Source organism: Gilliamella apicola, from assembly GCF_003202915.1.
Taxonomy (GTDB): Bacteria; Pseudomonadota; Gammaproteobacteria; order Enterobacterales; family Orbaceae; genus Gilliamella; species Gilliamella apicola_Q.
In genome coordinates this window covers 115,855-135,474 of record NZ_QGLP01000003.1, presented here as the reverse complement: position 1 = coordinate 135,474, position 19,620 = coordinate 115,855, and the positions used below count along the sequence as shown (strand labels likewise).

Sequence of the window (19,620 nt, the reverse complement as noted above, 5' to 3'; positions counted from 1 at the left end):
CGATTATGACTTAATCCTAGCAATAAGCAAGGTTTAAATCGAAAATTTTTTAACAATAAGAATGGCTTCCAGCTTGATGTTCGGTAATATCTTTAACACCTGCCAATTCAGGGAATTCGGCGAGCAACTGTTTTTCAATTCCCTCTTTTAGAGTAAAATCAACCATTGAACAACCATTACAACCACCGCCAAATTGTAATATTGCATAATTATCTTCAGTCAATTCCACCAAGCTTACATGACCGCCATGACTAGCTAACTGAGGATTTACTTGGGCTTGAATAACATAATTGACTCGTTCAATTAACGGAGCATCATCAGCAACTCTTCTCATTTTTGAATTAGGTGCTTTTAAGGTTAATTGTGAACCTAATTCATCAGTGACATAATCAATCACGGTTTCTTCTAAAAAAGGAGCACTAATCTCATCAATATAAACAGAAAAACCGGCTTGTTGTTCTTCTTCAATATCATTATCTTCAATAGTATCCACAGGGCAATAAGATACCCCACATTCAGCAGATGGTGTACCAGGATTAATTACAAAAACCCGAATTTGAGTACCATCAGGCTGATTAGCAAGCAATTTTTTAAAATGTTGTTGAGCTGATTCAGAAATGGTAATAATAGACATAATCCCTCACTTAGACACGATTGATATTAATTGTAGCGATTCTCAATCGATAATAGTTGACTAACTTTCTTGGTTATTATAGGGAGTGTTTTGGATTTTACAAGACTGTACGACACAAACAAACGACCTGCACATAGGTTGCTCCACGCTCTTTTAATTGCTGGCTAATGACATTTACCGTATTTCCGGTAGTAACGATATCATCAATAAGCATTACCGATTGATTAGTTAAATCAGAGTGACACCTAAAAAGTGTTTTTACATTACTCATTCGCTGCTTGAGTGATAGGCTCTTCTGATCACGTGCGGCTAGTTTTCTTGATAACAGATGCGGTTGAAAATCCCGCTTTAACCACCTAGCTATTGGTTTAGCTAATAATGCCGCTTGATTAAAACCTCTAAACCAATAACGAAAATGGTGTAAAGGGACACAAGTCACTATATCAGGTTTAGCGAGACTATCGATCAATCGACGTTGATACCATGCTAAAAACATTAATCTGGCTAACGCATTAGTTAACTCTACCTTTTTATGAAATTTTAAATGATGGATTAAATTTTTTAATGGTTCAATATATTCTGTCACGGCAACCATTTCATCCCAATAAGGGCTCTTTTCACGACATCGGTAGCATTCTTTAGTTGTTAATGAATGAGGAAGGCAACATCTATGGCAAACCTTATTAAGCTTTGGCAAATTTTTAACACACTCACTACAAATCCCATGGTGAGATAACATTAAAGGCATATTACATAAAATACATCGCATAACAATTCTTCATTCAGCATCAAAAAATAGCCATCTAATAAAATACAATCTTACTAACATTCTGAATTATAGAGAATAAAAATTATTTTTTTATCATTTAGAAAAGTATTGCGATCTGCCAAACAAAATTTTAGATAATTTTTCATATTAATGATTTCAATTAAATCAATATTCGGTATAATTTGCCGGCAATATAATAATAAGGAATTATAAAATGAAAAAAATCAAACTGTTATTCATAGGGCTATTATTAAGCCTTTTTTCTACCATCACTTTGGCTGATACTAAAGTTTTAATACAAACCAGTATGGGCGATATTGAAGTTGAGTTAGATAGCCAACTTGCTCCAATTACCACAAAAAACTTTCTTGAGTATGTCAATAGCGGTTACTATGAAAACCTAACCTTCCATCGTGTCATTCCTGGATTTATGATTCAAGGTGGTGGTGCTGATGATCAATTAAAATTCAAAGAGACTAAACAACCAATCAAAAATGAAGCTGATAACGGTTTGAAAAATGATCGCGGAACTATCGCAATGGCAAGAACTAATGCAATCAATAGTGCAACTAGCCAATTCTTCATAAATGTTGTAAATAATGATTCTCTTAACTACCAAAGTCCGCAAAAATATGGTTATGCTGTTTTTGGCAAAGTTACTAAAGGAATGGACATCGTTGATAACATTGTGAATGTACCAACCAAACGCGTAGGGCCACATCAAAATGTGCCTGTTGAACCAATTTATATTAAAAAAGCAACAGTAATTGAAGATAAACAATAAGTTGTTCTAGAATGAATAAACACTTCAAGCAAACCACCTTAGTGATTTAAGGTGGTTTTTTATTAAATCATAGGATTATTTTTTTAATTTATTACAAGCCATTTCAAGACCGGCATTACAAGCTTGTTTATAATACGCTTTAGCTAAAGATTCATTTTGTTCAACACCATCGCCTTTATCATACATTAGTGCTAACTTGTATTGAGCCTCTAAGTAATTCTGTTTTGCAGCTTTAGTAAACCAAAATGCTGCTGCTTGTTTATCTTTTGTAACCCCTTCACCATTAAAATATATATTCGCTAAATCGTATTGTGCATCAAGATAACCTTGCTCTGCTGCTTTTGTATACCAAAAAATAGTTTTTTGTGTATCTTGCTCTATTCCATCACCGTTACGATACCTAACAGCTAAATTATTTTGAGCTTCAGCTAAACCTTGTTCTGCCGCTTTTAATAACCAAAATATCGATTTTTGTATATCTTGCTCAATACCTTCACCTTGATAATACATCGCTGCTAAATTATTTTGAGCTTCAGCTAAACCCTGTTCTGCTGCTGCCGTATACCAAAAAATAGCTTTTTGTGTATCTTGTTTAACTCCTTCACCATAATAATACAAAAGAGCTAAATTGAATTGTGCTTCTATATCGTTTTTCTCCGCAGCTTTAGTAAACCAGAAAACTGCTTTTTGTTTATCTAGTTCTACTCCATTACCTTCATAATATAAACTTGCTAAATTATTTTGAGCTTCAGTTGAACCTTGTTCTGCTGCTTTAGTTAACAAAAAAATACCTTTTTGTTTATTTTTTTCTATTCCTTGACCATTATAATACATAAGTCCCAAATAAGTTTGAGCATCAGCATACCCTTTTTCTGCTTCTTGGGCACATATATCAAACGCTTCTTTATACTTTTTTCGTTCAAATTCTGTTTTACATTGACTTGCATAACTTGAAAAAGAACACAGGACTAATAGCCCAAAACATAACAGTTTTTTCATTGTATTTCCTATACAGATTAAAAGAGATATTAATTTTTTTAGACATTATATATAAACGTATGTAACAAGATAATCATTAGTATTAACTTCTTAATTACCGATCACTAAAAATGAAGTTATTGTATTATGGACAACCTCAGTAAAAAAGAGAGATTGTGGATAAGATTGTGACTAATCAAATTAACATATGTGACCACATCAAAATGATCCCATTGAACCAATGACATATAACAAAGCAACATTTATTTAAGATAAACAATAAGTTGCTCTAAAATGAATAAACATTCCAAACAAACCACCTTAGTGATTTAAGGTGGTTTTTCATCAAATATTAGGATTATTTTTTTAGTTCATCACAAGCTATTTCAAAACTCTGCTCACAAGACTGTTTGAAATACTCTTTAGCTAATGATTTGTTTTGCTCAACGCCATCACCTTTATCATACATAACCGCTAAATTATATTGTGCGGTAAAATGACCTTGCTCAGCGGCTTTAGTATATAAATTTACAGCTTTTTCTTTATCTTGTTCTACGCCATCACCTCGTTTATACATACCCGCTAAATTGTTTTGTGCTTCGGGATGTCCCTTCTCCGCTGCTTTTGTATACCAATATATTACCTTTTGTTTATCTGGCTCTATGCCATCATCTTTATTATACATAAACGCTAGATTGTATTGTGCACGAGAATGACCTTGCTCCGCTGCTTTTGTATACCAATAAAACGCCTTTTGTTTATCTGGCTCTATTCCATCACCCTCATCATACATAACTGCTGAATTATATTGTGCTTGGGGAACACCTTGCTCCGCCGCTTTTGTAAACCAATATACCGCCTTTTGTTTATCTGGCTCTATTCCATCACCGCCATAATACATAACCGCTAAATTATTTTGTGCACTGGAATATCCATTTTCCGCTGCTTTTGTATACCAATAAAACGCCTTTTGTTTATCTGGCTCTACTCCATCACCGTTACTATACATAACCGCTAAATTATATTGGGCATTAACATCACCTTGTTCGCCTGCTTTCTCATACCAAAATACAGTTTGTTGTTTATCTTGTTCTATTCCTTCACCTTTATAATACATATTTCCTAAATTTTTTTGGGCGTTAGAATCACCTTGTCGTGCCGCTTTAGTAAACCAAAAAACTGCTGTTTGTTTATCTTGTTTTACACCATTACCTTTATCATACTTAACCCCTAAATTGTTTTGTGCACCGGAATGTCCTTTCTCCGAGGCTTTTGTATACCAATATACCGCTTTTTGTTTATCTTGCTCGGCACCATCTTCATCATCATACATAACCGCTAATTTTAATTGGGCATCAAGATAACCTCGTTCTGCTGCTTTTGTATACCAATACACCGCCTTTTGTTTATCTTGCTCAATGCCTTCACCTTCATCATACATAATCGCTAAAATATATTGGGCTTCGGCATACCCTTGTTCAGCATCTTCTTTACATGGCGTAAAGGCTTTTACATAATTTCCCACAGACCAATATATTTTGCATGGATTGGCATAAACTGCAGAAGAAAATAAGACTGATAATATGACTAATAATCCTTTTTTCATGATTTTCCTTATATTCACTACGAAAACTTATTTATGCTTTTTAAATGTTATTTTATGGATATTAACTATCAATATATTTAGGAAATTTATACAAATTATTAATAGGATTTTTATAAAAAATCAAAGAAAACTATATCTAGTTTTTCAGAAAAAATCATTAATAGAATGGCTATTTTGATTAAGATTAAAAATACCTCAACTCATTTTTGATCTTAAGGGAAAATAGAAAAAGCACTCGTAGAATGCTTTTTGTGAAAAACGGTGATTTAAAATGTTTTCTGAAATAATTTAATTATTCTGTTAATTGATTTAATTTATCACAAGACTTTTCATAATGTTGCTCGCAAGCTAGTTGGTAATACTTTTTAGCTAAAGATTTATTTTGCTCAATACCATTACCTTTATCATACATATACGCTAAAAGATATTGGGCTTGAGCATCACCACGCTCCGCGGCTTTTGTATACCAATATACCGTTTTTTGTTTATCTGGCTTTATGCCGTCTCCCTCATCATACATAGCCGCTAAATTACATTGAGCGTCAACATTACCTTGTTCTGCCGCTTTTGTATACCAATATAACGCCTTTTGCTTATCAGGCTTTACGCCATTTCCTTCATCATACATAATCGCTAAATTGTTTTGTGCGTAAGACTCACCTTGTTCTGCCGCTTTTGTATACCAATATAACGCCTTTTGTTTATCAGGCACTATGCCATCACCTTCATCATACATAAGCGCTAAATTATATTGGGCATCAGCATTATCTTGTTTTGCTGCTTTTGTATACCAATATAACGCCTTTTGCTTATCAGGCCCTATACCATCACCTTTATCATACATAAGCGCTAAATTTTTTTGTGCAATGGAATTACCTTGCTCCGCTGCTTTTGTGTACCAATAAAACGCCTTTTGTATATTTATCTCGGTGACATCACCTTCATTGTACATAACCGCTAAATTGTTTTGTGCATCTACGTTACCTTGTTCCGCGGCTTTTTTATACCAATAAAACGCCTTTTGTTTATCTGGCTCTGTACCATTACCTACATCATACATATACGCTAAAAAATATTGAGATTCAGTATTACCTTGCTCTGCTTCCACTTTACATAAAGTTAAGGCTTTCTCATAATTTTCCTTATATTCAATATGAAAACTTATTTATATTATTTGAATGTTATTTTTGAGATATTAACTATCAATATATTTAAAATCATTTATACAAAATTATTAATAGAATTTTGTATAAAAAAATCAAAGAAAACTATAACTTTTTTTCTCAGAAAAATTCATTAATAGAATTGATATTTTGATTGAGATTAAAAATGTATCAATTCATTTTTGATCTTGGTAAAAACAGAAAAATCACTCATTGAGTACTATTTTGATAAAACTGTGATTTAAAGTAATTTTGCAGAATAATTTAATTATTCGTTTAATTGCTTTAATTTATCATAAGTTTTTATATAATTTTTTGTTCAGCTTTTGCTTTCTCATTACCCAAATAAATTTATAAATAAAAAATAGTTAGTAATCAAAAAATAATTCCATCTTCATTGTAATTCCTATACAGATTAAAATAGACATCAATTTTTTTATGTTACTCATTATATATAAATACATGTATCGTAAATAACTATTATTATTGATTTTTTTATTATCAGAAATAATGGTTATGCAGTTTTGGAAAAGTAATAAAAGGAAAGAACATCATTGATAAAATTACAAATCTAGCAACCAAACACATGGGTGGTACACATTAAAATATACTTGTTTTACCAATCGAAATTAAAAAGACAGCGGTGATTGAAGATAACAATAAACTTTTTTAACATTAATAAACATTTCAAAAAAAACACCTTAATGATTCAAGGTGTTTTTTCATTTAAAAATAGGATTATTGTTTTAATTTATCACAAGCTATTTCAAAACCTAGCTCACAAGACTGTTTAAAATACTTATTAGCAATTGTTTTGTTTAGCTTAACACCATCACCATTCTCATACATAGTCGCCAAATTGTATTGTGCGCTTAAGTTTCCTTGTTCCGCGGCTTTTGTATACCAATATACCGCCTTTTGTTTATCTTGCTCGATACCATCACCGTTATAATACATATACGCTAAGTTATATTGTGCTTTAGAATGACCTTCTTCTGCGGCTTTTGTATACCAATATACCGCCTTTTGTTTATCTCGTTCAATGCCATCACCGTTATTATACATAAGTGCTAAATTATATTGTGCGCTAGAATGACCTTGCTCTGCAGCTTTTGTATACCAATATACGGCATTTTGTTTATCTTGTTCAACTTCATCTCCATTATAATACATAAAAGCTAAATTATTTTGGGCGTTAGAATAACCTTGTTCTGCGGCTTCTGTATACCAATATACCGCCATTTGTTTATCTTGCTCTATGCCATCACCTTTATAATACATAAAGGCTAAATTATTTTGGGCGTTAGATTCACCTTGTTCAGCTGCTTTTGTATACCAATATACCGCTATTTGTTTATCTGGCTCGACACCTTCACCATTATAATATTTAAGAGCCAAATTATATTGAGCACCAGGATGATCTTGCTCGGCAGCTTTTGTATACCAATATACCGCCTTTTGTTTATCTTGCTCAGTGCCATCACCTTCGTCATACATAACCGCTAAATTATATTGTGCTTTGAGGATACCTTGTTCGGCACTTTTGGTATTAAACACAAAAGCTTTTTGTTTATCTTGCTCTATGCCATTTCCGTTATAATACATAAACGCTAAATTGTATTGACTTTTAGCATCCCCTTGGGCTGCAGCTTTTGTAAACCAATATGCAGCCTTTTGTTTATCTTGCTCTATGCCATCACCTTCATAATATCTAAGTGCTAAATTATATTGTGCGCTAGAATTACCTTGCTCTGCTGCTTTTGTATACCAAAATAAGGCCTTTTGTTCATCTTGAACGACACCTTTACCAATATCATACATAACCCCAAGGTAGTATTGAGCTTTATTATTACCTTTCGCCGCCTCTCTTGTACATTTTGCAAATGCTTTATCATAATTTTTTTGTTCAATATATGTAGTGCACTGGCTTGCATAAATTGAAAAAGAAAATAGAACTAATAATCCAGAAGTTAAATATTTTTTCATGGTTTTCCTATACCTATTGCAGCAGACATTAATACTTATATATTTTAATGATATTATTTTAGTGATATTAACTATTAATGTATTTAGAAAATTGATACAAAATTATTAATAATATTTTCATAATAAATCAATAGAAAAATATAGCTATGTTTTTTTGAAAAAAATCATTAATTGAATGGATATTTTAATTAAGATTATAAATACATCAACTTACTCTTGATATTGGCAAATAAAAAACGAGGATTTAGAGTGTTTTCCAAAATAATTTAATTTTGCATATTAACATTTCTTTGTTTTGTTTCTTGTGCACATCCGACAAAGGCTTTTTATAATTTTTATTGGGAATCTGTTTTATATGGACAAGCATAACTTGAAAAAAACACAGAATTAATACCCCAAAAGAAACCAGTTTTTTCATAGTATTTCCTATATATATTAAAGTAGACACTACTATTTTTTATTTGCCAATATAGATAAAGTATATTTCTAAAATAACCGTTATTATTGATTTCATTAATTACCAATCACCAGACTAATATAGTTATGCTGTTTTTGGTAAAGTCATTAATGGAATGGATGTCGTTGATAAAATTGTTAACGAGCCACTAAACGAATGGGACCACATCAAAATGTCCCTGTTGAACCAATCTATATTAAAAAAGCAACAGTTATTGAAGATAAACAATAGACCTTAAAGTTAATCAATACTTCAAGTAAACCACCTTAGTGATTTAAGGTGGTTTTTGATTAAATCATAGGATTATTTTTTAATTTATTACAGGCCTTTTCAAAACCCAACTCACAAGACTGTTTCAAATAATTGTTAGCTAAAGATTTATTCTGCTTAACTCCATCTCCTTTATCATACATAAACGCTAAATTATAGTGTGCTCCGGGGTGACCTTGCTCCGCTGCTTTAATATACCAATATTCAGCGTTAATTTTATCTTGCTTTATACCTTCACCGTCATCATACATCACTGCTAAATTATATTGAGCGCTTGAGTCTCCTTGCTCCGCTGCTTTTGTATACCAATATAACGCTTTTTGTTTATCTTGCTCTATACCATCACCTTTATCATACATAGCCGCTAAATTATTTTGTGCGTTAGATTCACTGTTTTCCGCTGCTTTTGTATACCAATATGCTGCCTTCTGTTTATCTTGTTCTACACCATCACCTTTATCATACATAACCGCTAAATTATTTTGTGCGTTAGATTCACTGTTTTCCGCTGCTTTTGTATACCAATATAACGCCTTTTGTTTATCTTGTTCTATTCCTTCACCATCATCATACATACGAGCTAGATTATATTGTGCCACTTTGTCATTTTCTTCTGCTTCTTGTGTACATTCAACAAGTGCCTTTTCATAATTTTTATTTTCAAATTCTGTTGCACAATCCCTCGCATAAGTAGCAAAAGAAAATAAGAGGAGCATAACTAATAGTAACTTTTTTATATTCATGAGATTCCTTATATAGTTATAAACTTTTTTAAAATTCTATTTAATGCATCATGAAATCATTACTAATCATTTTAATATAGTTAACAAATTAGCTAGCGTTCTTACCCCGATACCTGTTGCACCAGTTGCCCATAAAGCGGTGGCGCTTTTACGGAATGTCGCTGAACAGTCAATGTGTAGCCAATTTTGTTTATAATTTTTTATAAAATGTGATAAAAATGCCGCAGCAGTGCTGGCTCCAGCGGTATTGGGTAATCCTGAATTGGCCATATCAGCAAACGATGATGGAAATTGAGAACGGTGAAAATCAGCTAATGGTAATCGCCAAAATGCCTCATGTTCAGCTTGGCTACTTGCTAATAACTGATTAGCAAATTTGTCATCAAATGAGAGTAATGATTGATAATCGTTACCTACAGCAATTTTTGCTGCACCAGTAAGCGTTGCGCAATCAATGATATAATGAGGTTTATCATTATCTGCGCTAATTAATCCATCAGCTAAAACCAAGCGACCCTCGGCGTCGGTATTATCAACTTCAACTGTTTTACCATTACGATAACGAATAATATCACCTAGTTTGAATGCATTACCACTTACCAAATTATCAGCACAGCATAAATAAAGTTTGATGCGATGATTGACTCCGCGAGCAATAGCAAGAGCCAAAGCACCAGTCACCAATGCCGCGCCTCCCATATCCGATCGCATTGATTCCATAAAACTGCTTGGCTTTAAGCTATAACCACCAGAATCAAAAGTGATACCTTTACCGACTAAACACGCAACAATTGGCGCTTTGGAGTTGTTAGTCGGATTATAATCAAGCTCAAGTAACGCTGCCGGCCGATCTGATCCTTTGCCAACCGTATAAATTCCCATAAAATCCTGTTCTTTTAATGCTTCGCCGGAAATGATGTTATAGGTAATATCTGTGGAATAATTGCTGATTAAGTTTGCACTTTGCGTGGCCAATTCTAGAGGACTTAATGTTTCTGCTTGTTGATTAACAATATCTCGACACCAATCAATAATCGCTAAGCGATATTTTAGTTCTTGTTTATCTTGGCTATTAAGTTTTGCCCAACTCACCTTATTATTATTTTTGGCATTACGATAACCGAGCCAAAAATGCCAACACGATTCTAGATCCCAATTATCACCACTAAGTTTAACCGACTTAATACCTTGATTATCTAATTTTCTTGCGGCTCGCTGAATGGCGCCATGTCGATGGTCGGGTTGATAATGAATGGTAACAGCATCATCTGAAAAACTAAGTAACGCCTCTTTTCCCCACTTTGATGGTGCAGGTTTTTCCGAAAGTAATATAGATAAACTCGACATAATAAATTCCTCAAGCAATAAAAATGCAAAAACGATAAATCAATTCTAATCAGAAACATGTTAAGATAGCAAGCAAAGTTAAGCGCAAATAAGGATCTATAATGACATCAGTTGTACCAATCCAAAATGGCATCAATTTTCGTGACTTAGGTGGCATTAAAACCAGTGATGGTCGCCAAATTCGAACAGGAATGTTGTATCGTTCAGGTGAATTTTCACGTCTTAATGATAGTGAAAAAAACTTTTTATCTGATGAGCTTAATTTGCATTATGTATTAGATTATCGAGATCAACATGAAATTGATCGTCATCCCGATAATCTTTGGAATAACAGTCAATATATTAATGTGCCAGCAAACCCATTAAGTGATGAAATTACAGCAAGCCTAACCAGTGATGATATTTTCGTTATGAAAAAATATTCACCGTTTGATTTTATGATTAAACTTTATCAATTATTACCTTTTAATAATCTTGCTTATAAAAAGTTAACATCACTACTACTTAGCGCTAATGGAAAACCCTTAGTGCAACATTGTGCAGTAGGTAAAGATAGAACTGGTGTTGGCGTAGCTTTAACCCTATTTGCATTGGGGGTAAGTGAAGACGTAGTTATGCAAGATTACTTACTTACCGAACGCCATTTAAATGATTATCGTCAAGCCATACTCAGCCAAAATGAAAGTAAATTATCGGCTGAAGAGTTTGAGAAACAGAAAATCATTTTTGCGGCTAAACAAGAGTTTTTAACCGCAGCTCTTGATGAAATCAAAAAACGCTATACCACCATCGACGATTGGTTAACTAAAGAGTATCAATTGGATGATAAAAACAGGAAAATTCTGCAAGATATTTATCTGATATAAATAACCTAAGGGGATGGGTCATCACTGTGCTCTTATTATAATCAGATTATCTTTAATGACAGAGAAGTGAAAACAATAAAATAACAATGTGAGGCAAATAAAATGTTAACCAACCAAATGGTCAAAAAACTTAATGACCAATTAAATCTAGAATTCTACTCTTCTAACCTTTACCTACAAATGAGCGCATGGTGTGATGATCAAAATTTTCCATCTTTCGGAAAATTTTTAAGAGATCATGCCGGAGAAGAGCGGCAACATATGGAACGCTTATTTGATTATGTGTTAGATTGCGGTTCGTTAGCGCTTATTGGCAAAATTGCAGCGCCAGAATCAGAATATAAATCACTACTTGATGTGTTTAAAGCGGCATATCAACATGAACTTAAAATTACCAAAGAAATTAATGAACTTGTTGACTATGCTTTAACCCAAAAAGATTTTTCAACCTTCAACTTTTTACAATGGTATGTAGCTGAACAACATGAGGAAGAAAAACTGTTCAAGAGCATTGTTGATAAACTCGAATTAGTTGGTGAAAACAAACGTGATTTATTCTTTATGGATAAAGACTTCAATAAAACGTTAAGTGAATCAGGCCTAACGACCTCAAGCGAAGAGTAAATTGATGATATTAATCTGCTACCACATTAGTAGCAGATTATTAATAGATTAAGTTTGCAGAATAAATTTTTTGATTGGTTTATTCTGATTAACAGCAAGATGAACCGATGCCACTTGCTGATATTGATAATAAAAATCCTGTCCAAATGGCGCACTAATCAACTGGTTTGCGACATCAACTTTTACCGATTTCATTTGCCAAACACCTTTCGCATATAATTTAAGGGCTGACTCTTTTAATGTCCAAAGTTGCCAAAACGCCGCTAAAGTATCCGATTGTTTTAATATCCATTGATATTCTTCATTAGCAAAATAATTTTTGGCGACATTCAGATAATTTTTACGCTGCCTAGCAACTTCAATATCAATCCCAACCCTACCATTTAAGGATATGGCAACTGCCACCCAATCTTTACTATGACTGATATTAAAATCAGGCAGGTTATGTTGTAAAAAGCAAGGACGGCTATTATCACCAATAATGATGGGAGGCAAACTATCAATATGACAATATTGTTTAAGTAAACTAGCTAAAATTGAACGACAGACTAAAAACTGTTTTTTTCGTGAACCACTTAATGACTCAGCATCATTAATGATTTGTGGTGATAATAGTGAATAGTTCACTTCCGCCGTATCTAAATGAGCAAGTTGAGCAATTAACATGTTGTGTAAGCCAATTTAAACAAAAATTATTTTTTACTATTTTAACAGCATGCTATGCTAACTGTTATCGAAATTATTAGATCACTAAGGATACATCATGTCATTACAAACAAAATTAGTTCATGCTGGTCGAAAAAAACGCTATACCCAAGGTGCAGTTAACTCAGTTATTCAGCGAGCATCATCGCTGGTTTTTGATTCAATTGAGACAAAAAAAGAAGCGATGGAAAATCGCACTAAAGGAGCACTATTTTACGGTCGTCGCGGTACATTAACTCATTTTGCCTTGCAAGATGCCATGGTGGAAATTGAAGGTGGTACTGGTTGTTACCTCTATCCTTGTGGTGCGGCAGCTATTGCAAATGCTATCTTAGCTTTTGTAAAAACCGGTGATCATATTCTGGTATCAGAAGCCAGTTACGAACCAACGCAAGAATTTTGTGAACATATACTCAAAGATTTTGGTGTGGAAACCGATTATTTTTCTCCGCTAATTGGTCGTTATATCACGAATCATATTAAACCAAATACCAAAGTGGTATTTCTTGAATCACCAAGCTCAATCACGATGGAGCTGCATGATGTACCAGCAATTGTTAAAACAATTCGCAAGGTAAATCCGGAAATTGTCATTATGATGGATAACACTTGGAGTGCTGGCGTTTTATTCAAAGCGTTAGAGCACGATGTTGATATCTCCATTCAAGCGGGTACTAAGTACTTAATCGGCCACTCCGATGCCATGTTAGGTACTGCTGTTGCTAATCAACGTTGTTGGGATCAATTACGTGAACGTTCTTATCTAATGGGACAAATGTGTGATGCCGATACCGCTTATATGGCAGCACGAGGATTACGAACGTTGGCGGTTAGACTAAAACAACATCACGAAAGTAGCTTAAAAGTGGCAAACTGGTTAGCTAATCATCCTAAAGTGGCAACTGTTAATCATCCGGCTTTAGCAAGTTGTAAAGGGCATGAGTTTTTTAAACGTGATTTTAGTGGTGCTAGTGGTCTATTTTCTTTTGTACTTAAAGATCATTTAAGTGATGTACAACTATCTGATTTCTTGGATAATATGACTCACTTTTCAATGGCGTATTCATGGGGTGGATTTGAATCATTAATTTTAGCCAACCAACCAGAAGATCTGGCAAAAATACGACCGGTATCAGGTATTGATTTCACTGGTACATTAATTCGATTACATATTGGTCTTGAAGATCCTGATGATTTAATCGCCGATCTTTCCGCTGGCTTAGATAGAATTAAATTGCATAAAAACAAAGTTAATGCATTACAAAGTTTAGTATAGATGGATAACCGATGAGTCATCAAAATCAAGCTAAGACTAAAAGTATTATTGAACAAACAATTTTACAACATCTAAACGGTCGACAATCACTACTGGTTGCTTTTAGTGGTGGTGTCGATTCGACTGTTTTACTGCAAGCATTAGTCAACTTGAGACAAAAGTTACAAAATTTACAACTTAGAGCCATTTATATTCACCATGGTTTAAGCAAAAACGCTGATAGTTGGGCTGAACATTGCCTGCAACAATGCCATGTTTGGCAAATTCCTTTGATTATTGAAAAAGTCAAACTTGATAGAGCGGCGGGCAATATTGAAGAACAAGCCAGAGAAGCTCGCTATCAAGCTATTTATCGACATTTAAAAAGTGATGAGTTGTTATGTACTGCTCAGCACCTTGACGATCAATGTGAAACTTTCTTCCTAGCCTTAAAACGTGGTAGTGGTCCTGCTGGCTTATCCGCTATGCCACTTGAAAATGGCCAACATCTTCGGCCGCTACTCACGATTTCTCGTCAAGAGATTGAACAGTATGCCAATCAACAGCAATTAATTTGGATAGAAGATGAAAGTAATCAAGATGACCATTACGATCGTAATTTTTTACGTTTAAAGGTACTACCAACACTTAATCAGCGTTGGCCACATTTCTCGCAAATGGTGGCGCGTAGTGCCGAGTTATGTCAACAGCAAGAAGCATTAATCCATGAGCTTTTATCGGCAGAATTTAAACAAATTATTGGCAATGCCAAACAACTTAATATTCAACCACTATGTGATTATTCAGATTATAAACGTAATGCAATATTGCGAATGTGGTTTAAAGAACAACATATCGGCATGCCAAGCCGAAAGCAACTCTCACTAATTTGGCAAACCGTTATTCAAGCGAAAGATGATGCTAATCCACAATTTATTTTGCATAATCGACAGATTCGCCGCTATCAAAACCAACTTTATTTATTGCCTCTATTTCAAGATATTGAACAGCAAATCCTGCCTTGGGATTTAGCTACGTCACTCACTTTGCCTGATAATTTAGGCCATTTACAGCCTAATTATCAAACTGATCTAACCTGCCGTTTACCACATAAAGATGAGACGGTTTCGGTACGTTTTCATGCGCAAGGTCAGTTTCAAATTGTGCAGCGCAAAGGATCACGATCGATAAAAAAACTGTGGCAAGAACATCATATTCCGCCTTGGATGCGCAACCGTATTCCATTAATTTACTATAATGAGCAATTGATTAGTGCTGTCGGGGTATTTGTTACTGAACAAGGTAAAGGATCACAAGTTGGTTTTAATCTAAAATAAATTATAAGAATAAAAATGTGCTTGAGCCTAATTGACACTAAACCAAATTCAATCTAATCATACTAACCTGAATTAGATTATATAATTAAGCAACCTTATACATAACAGGGCTGTGGTTCTTCATGGCTAAACAGAATACACTTTATACAAACAAATCAAATCGAACCGGTAATAGAAAAATAATTTTAAATTACATCAATATACCCATTAATAGCAAGCCAACTCAACTAAACTCCGTCAAAATAAATTCATTTAGCATATTTACTACCTTACAAAAAACATATACTATTAGGTGAAATAATAATCAATCAAGAGTTAAAATAAAAATGAAAGTTAGTCGTTTTTCTGCAAATGTTGGACAAGCAATCAATAAAGTGAATCAATATGCGATAGATAAAAAACATATAGTTGGATCTGTTGTTATGGTTGCTAAAGAGGGACAAATAATCTATCAACAAGCATCCGGCTATGCTGATAAAGAACAAAAATCAACAATGCAAGTTGACTCACAATTTTTGCTTTCATCCGTTACCAAACCGATAGTTAGTGCAGCCGCATTATGTTTAGCAGAAAAAGGGCTACTAAAATTGGATTCGCCTGTTACTAATTATCTACCTTATTTCACTCCAAAACTAGAAAATGGCCAGCAACCAGTTATTACTTTGCATCACTTATTAACCCATAGTGCGGGACTAAAATATCGTTTTTGCGAACCTCATGGTGAAGGCATTTATAATACATTACAGATTTCAGACGGCTTTGATCAAATAGCAACTGATTTAGATGAAAATCTTCATCGGTTATCAAAAGCTCCTCTTCTTTTTGCACCTGGAACAAATTGGTGTTATTCATTGGCATTAGATGTCCTAGGTGGAGTATTAACTGCCGTCACTCAACAACCATTAGAAGAAATAATAAAAACTACCATAACAATTCCTTTGAATATGGCAAATACTGGCTTTACCATACCAGATAATAATCAATTAGTTACTCACTATTATAATGCTTTACCGGAACCATTACCTATGCCAAGCCCTTATTTTATGCAATTAGATGAATCATGGAATAACGGGATTGTTTCTTATGATCCTAAACGCATATTTAATCCTAAAGCCTACCATTCAGGTGGGGCTGGTATGGTTGGTACTGCACCAGATTTTATGCAATTTCTGTTATCACTAACTTCAATAAATAATGATTTAAGTAGCAATAAACTAATGGATACAATGGCGAAGTGTTATATAAGTAGTGAATATGGTACAAAAGGACCAGGATGGGGATTCGGTTATGGTGGTGCGGTGCTTGATGACCCGATCTTAGCACAAACACCTCAGAGTAAAGGAACAATTCAATGGGGCGGTGTGTATGGTCATAATTGGTTTTATGACCCTCAACAAGAATTAGCTGTAGTCATTTTGACTAATACCGCAATTGAAGGAATGTTGGGACGCTATCCAGTAAAAATTAGAGATGCTATTTATCATTGTTTAGCATGATGCTATTCCGATAGGAAAATTTTGCCGGTTTTTGGCTTTAATTTATCTGAAAATGATTTATCGATTGAAAAAACACCCTATAAGATGGTGCTTTTTCAATCAAGTATTTGAATCTTCACATAGTGAAATATTTATACTTATCCAATTAATCGTTTTTTCAGTTAGTTTCATTCTGATTTATATTATATTCGCCACTAATTTACTCCTTGTTAGAACTGAGCAATAAAAAGGATCCAAAATCGACTAATTTGGGACAATATTTGCATTAATAACTTGTTCTAAAATTAATTTATTACCATAAAGAATTAGGTCAAAATAAAATTATTTTGACCCAGAACGTGCTTGCCAACGTTTTAACAATAAAGCATTAGTCACTACACTTACACTGCTAAGTGCCATAGCAGCGCCGGCTATCATTGGATTTAAGAAGCCGAAGGCAGCAAGTGGAATGCCAATTAAATTATAGAAAAAAGCCCAAAATAAATTTTGTTTAATTTTATTGTAGGTTCTTCGTGAGATATCAATGGCATCAGCAATTAAAAATAGATTGCCGCGCATCAAGGTTATACTTGCTGCATGCATCGCGACATCGGTCCCCGTTCCCATAGCAATACCAATATCAGCCGCAGCTAAAGCTGGAGCATCATTAATACCGTCACCCACCATTGCCACTTTATGATTACTATTTCTATTGTTAAGGTTTTGGCTCTCTTTTTGTAATTGATAAATATAATTAGCTTTATCTTGTGGTAAAACCTCAGCAATAACTTTATCTAAATGTAATTGCTGTGCTACATAATTAGCCGCTTGCTGATTGTCACCGGTTAACATAACCGTATTTACGTTGAGTTGATGTAATGCATCAATGGCGCTTTTCGCTTCCGATTTAATCACATCGGCAAAACCAAATAAGGCTAATATCACAACACCATTTTCCGATTGCTGTTTGGCTAAAAATGAGATTGTATAACCTTTTTGCGTCAGTTCATTAATTTTATCCTGCATATCCACAAAATAGGCATTTAACGATTTCATCCAACGTAAACTACCTAAATAATATTCATGATTATCAATGGTTGCCATTACCCCTGAACCAGCAACTGAGGTAATATTCTGCGCATAATTATGTGATTTAGCTTTCGCTAAAATTGCTTTAGCGAGTGGATGCTCACTTCCAGCTTGCATTGATACCGCTAGTGCGAGAATTTGATCGGCAGTTTCTGTGCCCATTACATCCAGTTCAACTAATTCTGGTTTACCAATGGTTAATGTGCCAGTTTTATCAAATGCTACCGTATTAATGTTATGTAAGGTTTCAAGCGCCTCGGCATCTTTAATCAAAATACCATGGCGAGCAGCAACACCTGTACCAACCATTATCGCCGTTGGTGTCGCCAATCCTAATGCACATGGGCAAGCAATCACTAACACGGCGACCGCATGTAGTAAAGCTTGCTGCCAATCATGAGAAATAACGCCCCAAGCAAGCAGTGTAATCAGTGCAATGATTAAAATTACAGGAACAAAAATAGCACTTATTCGATCGACAATACGTTGAATTGGCGCTTTTTTCGCTTGAGCAGATTCGACCATAGCGATAATCTTAGACAAAGTCGAATCAGCTTGAACGGCCGTGGTTTTTACTATCAATAATCCTTCACCATTAATGGTGCCACCGGTTACCACACTATTGAGGATTTTACTAACCGGAAAACTTTCTCCCGTCAACATAGATTCATCACAACTTGATGCACCGTCAATAACCACACCATCAACAGGAACTCGCTCACCTGGTTTAATCACAATCACATCATTAACCTTAACCTGATTTATCGGCAAACTTACCTCTTGATTACCTTGTCGAACTAATGCAACTTCCGGGCGCAGCGCGGAAAGTGCTTCAATCGCTTGGGTCGTTTGATGTTTGGCTCTTGACTCTAACCATTTACCAATCAAAATTAACGTAATAATAACAACCGATGACTCGAAATAAAGATGATCGTTATTACCGATAATAAGCTGATAAAGTGACAATCCATAAGCAGCACTGGTACCAATAGCCACTAACAGATCCATATTACCGGACAACGCCTTAGCAGCATTAAAACCACTACGATAAAACTTAGCTCCAAGCCCAAATTGCACAACCGAGGCAATAATTAATTGCAACCAAGCAGGCATCATCCAATGAATGCCAAATGGCTCAAGTAACATCGGCAACACAAAAGGAATCGCTAGGATAACCGAGATAATAATCAGCCAGAGTGACGCTTGCTTATTTATATCTTTGGCATGAATTTCCGGCTCGGTTATCTTCACCGCGTGGTAACCAGCTTTATCTACCGCAGCCATTAAAGTGTCTAATTTTACATTGGCATTGGCCTCAACGGTGGCCTTTTCAGTTGCTAGGTTAACACTAACATCAATCACGCCATCAATCTTTCTTAATGCTTTTTCTACACGACTAACGCATGATGCGCAGCTCATCTCTTCAACAAAAAAATGGTATTCGACAGTTTTCATTTAACACATCCCTTAATTTTTGGTCTGGTTTAGATAGCTATTGTAATAATAATTATCCTTTTAACAAGAATGCACTT

At 34.4% G+C, this 19,620-nt stretch carries 16 protein-coding genes and 1 pseudogene; 7 read left to right on the top strand and 10 right to left on the bottom strand.

Going from position 1 to position 19,620, the window contains the following annotated elements; genetic code table 11:
* Nucleotides 1–49 precede the first annotated feature (49 nt).
* Complete coding sequence (gene nfuA / locus DKK79_RS00740) at nucleotides 50–634, bottom strand: Fe-S biogenesis protein NfuA (protein ID WP_309146324.1); 585 nt, start codon at nucleotides 632–634, stop codon at nucleotides 50–52.
* A 97-nt stretch (nucleotides 635–731) separates the two neighbouring features.
* Nucleotides 732–1,403 (bottom strand): phosphoribosyltransferase family protein, encoded by a 672-nt coding sequence (locus DKK79_RS00735; protein WP_034884096.1) that lies wholly within the window; start codon nucleotides 1,401–1,403, stop codon nucleotides 732–734.
* A gap of 214 nt (nucleotides 1,404–1,617) precedes the next feature.
* Between DKK79_RS00735 and DKK79_RS00730 the strand changes: the two genes are divergently transcribed.
* Complete coding sequence (locus DKK79_RS00730) at nucleotides 1,618–2,187, top strand: peptidylprolyl isomerase (protein ID WP_034884095.1); 570 nt, start codon at nucleotides 1,618–1,620, stop codon at nucleotides 2,185–2,187.
* A gap of 75 nt (nucleotides 2,188–2,262) precedes the next feature.
* Here DKK79_RS00730 and DKK79_RS00725 read toward each other — a convergent pair whose 3' ends face one another.
* From DKK79_RS00725 to DKK79_RS00710, 4 genes are all read right to left on the bottom strand, one after another.
* The gene (locus DKK79_RS00725; RefSeq protein WP_110422450.1) at nucleotides 2,263–3,186 is read right to left on the bottom strand and encodes an SEL1-like repeat protein; all 924 of its coding nucleotides are present in this window, start codon (nucleotides 3,184–3,186) and stop codon (nucleotides 2,263–2,265) included.
* 337 nt (nucleotides 3,187–3,523) lie between these two features.
* Nucleotides 3,524–4,771 (bottom strand): SEL1-like repeat protein, encoded by a 1,248-nt coding sequence (locus DKK79_RS00720; protein ID WP_110422449.1) that lies wholly within the window; start codon nucleotides 4,769–4,771, stop codon nucleotides 3,524–3,526.
* A gap of 292 nt (nucleotides 4,772–5,063) precedes the next feature.
* The gene (locus DKK79_RS00715; RefSeq protein ID WP_220018959.1) at nucleotides 5,064–5,879 is read right to left on the bottom strand and encodes an SEL1-like repeat protein; all 816 of its coding nucleotides are present in this window, start codon (nucleotides 5,877–5,879) and stop codon (nucleotides 5,064–5,066) included.
* 793 nt (nucleotides 5,880–6,672) lie between these two features.
* Nucleotides 6,673–7,920 (bottom strand): SEL1-like repeat protein, encoded by a 1,248-nt coding sequence (locus DKK79_RS00710; RefSeq protein WP_110422448.1) that lies wholly within the window; start codon nucleotides 7,918–7,920, stop codon nucleotides 6,673–6,675.
* A 542-nt stretch (nucleotides 7,921–8,462) separates the two neighbouring features.
* Between DKK79_RS00710 and DKK79_RS14805 the strand changes: the two are divergent.
* Nucleotides 8,463–8,608: pseudogene (locus DKK79_RS14805) on the top strand (peptidylprolyl isomerase); the annotation flags it as partial.
* Nucleotides 8,609–8,667: 59 nt separating this feature from the next.
* Here the strand turns inward: DKK79_RS14805 and DKK79_RS00700 are convergent.
* A complete protein-coding gene (locus DKK79_RS00700; protein ID WP_110422447.1) occupies nucleotides 8,668–9,390 on the bottom strand; it encodes a tetratricopeptide repeat protein in 723 nt (240 codons plus the stop codon).
* Between the two features lie 66 nt (nucleotides 9,391–9,456).
* Nucleotides 9,457–10,737: an aminopeptidase PepB gene (pepB, locus tag DKK79_RS00695; RefSeq protein WP_110422446.1), complete on the bottom strand. Its 1,281-nt coding sequence runs from the start codon at nucleotides 10,735–10,737 to the stop codon at nucleotides 9,457–9,459.
* A gap of 101 nt (nucleotides 10,738–10,838) precedes the next feature.
* Between pepB and DKK79_RS00690 the strand changes: the two genes are divergently transcribed.
* Nucleotides 10,839–11,603, top strand: a complete 765-nt coding sequence (locus DKK79_RS00690; protein WP_086353756.1) for a tyrosine-protein phosphatase — start codon at nucleotides 10,839–10,841, stop codon at nucleotides 11,601–11,603.
* 102 nt (nucleotides 11,604–11,705) lie between these two features.
* Nucleotides 11,706–12,227 (top strand): non-heme ferritin, encoded by a 522-nt coding sequence (gene ftnA, locus DKK79_RS00685; RefSeq protein WP_034884515.1) that lies wholly within the window; start codon nucleotides 11,706–11,708, stop codon nucleotides 12,225–12,227.
* 48 nt (nucleotides 12,228–12,275) lie between these two features.
* Here ftnA and DKK79_RS00680 read toward each other — a convergent pair whose 3' ends face one another.
* Nucleotides 12,276–12,893: a 4'-phosphopantetheinyl transferase family protein gene (locus tag DKK79_RS00680; RefSeq protein WP_110422445.1), complete on the bottom strand. Its 618-nt coding sequence runs from the start codon at nucleotides 12,891–12,893 to the stop codon at nucleotides 12,276–12,278.
* Between the two features lie 97 nt (nucleotides 12,894–12,990).
* Between DKK79_RS00680 and metC the strand changes: the two genes are divergently transcribed.
* The 3 genes from metC to DKK79_RS00665 all read left to right on the top strand — a co-directional run bounded on the left by metC (nucleotide 12,991) and on the right by DKK79_RS00665 (nucleotide 17,020).
* On the top strand, nucleotides 12,991–14,208 hold the full coding sequence (metC, locus tag DKK79_RS00675) for a cystathionine beta-lyase (RefSeq protein WP_110422444.1): 1,218 nt from the start codon (nucleotides 12,991–12,993) through the stop codon (nucleotides 14,206–14,208).
* Between the two features lie 11 nt (nucleotides 14,209–14,219).
* The gene (gene tilS / locus DKK79_RS00670; protein ID WP_110422443.1) at nucleotides 14,220–15,524 is read left to right on the top strand and encodes a tRNA lysidine(34) synthetase TilS; all 1,305 of its coding nucleotides are present in this window, start codon (nucleotides 14,220–14,222) and stop codon (nucleotides 15,522–15,524) included.
* Between the two features lie 326 nt (nucleotides 15,525–15,850).
* Nucleotides 15,851–17,020 (top strand): serine hydrolase domain-containing protein, encoded by a 1,170-nt coding sequence (locus DKK79_RS00665; protein WP_110422442.1) that lies wholly within the window; start codon nucleotides 15,851–15,853, stop codon nucleotides 17,018–17,020.
* Nucleotides 17,021–17,341: 321 nt separating this feature from the next.
* Here DKK79_RS00665 and DKK79_RS00660 read toward each other — a convergent pair whose 3' ends face one another.
* On the bottom strand, nucleotides 17,342–19,543 hold the full coding sequence (locus DKK79_RS00660; protein ID WP_110422441.1) for a heavy metal translocating P-type ATPase: 2,202 nt from the start codon (nucleotides 19,541–19,543) through the stop codon (nucleotides 17,342–17,344).
* Between the last annotated feature and the right edge of the window lie 77 nt (nucleotides 19,544–19,620).

Bases quoted from the DNA above. Each gene is read 5' to 3' on its own strand.
- metC (WP_110422444.1), top strand. From the start codon at position 12,991: ATGTCATTACAAACAAAATTAGTTCATGCTGGTCGAAAAAAACGCTAT.
- DKK79_RS00700 (WP_110422447.1), bottom strand. From the start codon at position 9,390: ATGAATATAAAAAAGTTACTATTAGTTATGCTCCTCTTATTTTCTTTT.
- DKK79_RS00725 (WP_110422450.1), bottom strand. From the start codon at position 3,186: ATGAAAAAACTGTTATGTTTTGGGCTATTAGTCCTGTGTTCTTTTTCA.
- DKK79_RS00680 (WP_110422445.1), bottom strand. From the start codon at position 12,893: ATGTTAATTGCTCAACTTGCTCATTTAGATACGGCGGAAGTGAACTAT.
- DKK79_RS00690 (WP_086353756.1), top strand. From the start codon at position 10,839: ATGACATCAGTTGTACCAATCCAAAATGGCATCAATTTTCGTGACTTA.
- DKK79_RS00665 (WP_110422442.1), top strand. From the start codon at position 15,851: ATGAAAGTTAGTCGTTTTTCTGCAAATGTTGGACAAGCAATCAATAAA.
- nfuA (WP_309146324.1), bottom strand. From the start codon at position 634: ATGTCTATTATTACCATTTCTGAATCAGCTCAACAACATTTTAAAAAA.
- ftnA (WP_034884515.1), top strand. From the start codon at position 11,706: ATGTTAACCAACCAAATGGTCAAAAAACTTAATGACCAATTAAATCTA.
- DKK79_RS00720 (WP_110422449.1), bottom strand. From the start codon at position 4,771: ATGAAAAAAGGATTATTAGTCATATTATCAGTCTTATTTTCTTCTGCA.
- DKK79_RS00710 (WP_110422448.1), bottom strand. From the start codon at position 7,920: ATGAAAAAATATTTAACTTCTGGATTATTAGTTCTATTTTCTTTTTCA.
- DKK79_RS00730 (WP_034884095.1), top strand. From the start codon at position 1,618: ATGAAAAAAATCAAACTGTTATTCATAGGGCTATTATTAAGCCTTTTT.
- DKK79_RS00735 (WP_034884096.1), bottom strand. From the start codon at position 1,403: ATGCGATGTATTTTATGTAATATGCCTTTAATGTTATCTCACCATGGG.
- DKK79_RS00660 (WP_110422441.1), bottom strand. From the start codon at position 19,543: ATGAAAACTGTCGAATACCATTTTTTTGTTGAAGAGATGAGCTGCGCA.
- tilS (WP_110422443.1), top strand. From the start codon at position 14,220: ATGAGTCATCAAAATCAAGCTAAGACTAAAAGTATTATTGAACAAACA.
- pepB (WP_110422446.1), bottom strand. From the start codon at position 10,737: ATGTCGAGTTTATCTATATTACTTTCGGAAAAACCTGCACCATCAAAG.